The sequence below is a fragment of the Bacillus sp. SIMBA_005 genome (genome assembly GCF_046535585.1).
GTDB lineage: Bacteria > Bacillota > Bacilli > Bacillales > Bacillaceae > Bacillus > Bacillus pumilus.
This window is the reverse complement of record NZ_JAWRWI010000593.1, coordinates 1-263: the sequence shown is the minus strand read 5'-3', so window position 1 is coordinate 263 and position 263 is coordinate 1. Positions and strand designations below refer to the sequence as shown.

Annotated in this window: 1 protein-coding gene; it reads right to left on the bottom strand. The window is 42.6% G+C overall.

From position 1 onward, the window contains the following. Positions 1-263: phosphorylase family protein (locus tag SB660_RS21435; protein WP_486304215.1), on the bottom strand; the 263-nt coding region annotated here is incomplete at both ends.

Here is a 263-nt window from a genome sequence, read left to right as displayed (position 1 = left end):
CGTTGAAGACGTCATAGCCAAAATCACGTCACGCACCTTCACGTCATTACGGATGGCTCCGCATGAGCCGACTCTGATTAAGTTTTGAACATCATAGCTTTGAATCAGTTCATTCACATAAATAGAGATAGACGGAACACCCATGCCGGTGCCTTGGACTGATACTTTTTTGCCGTTATATGTACCCGTAAATCCGTACATTCCTCTGACTTCATTATAGCATTCCACATTTTCAAGATACGTTTCCGCAATAAATTTCGCTC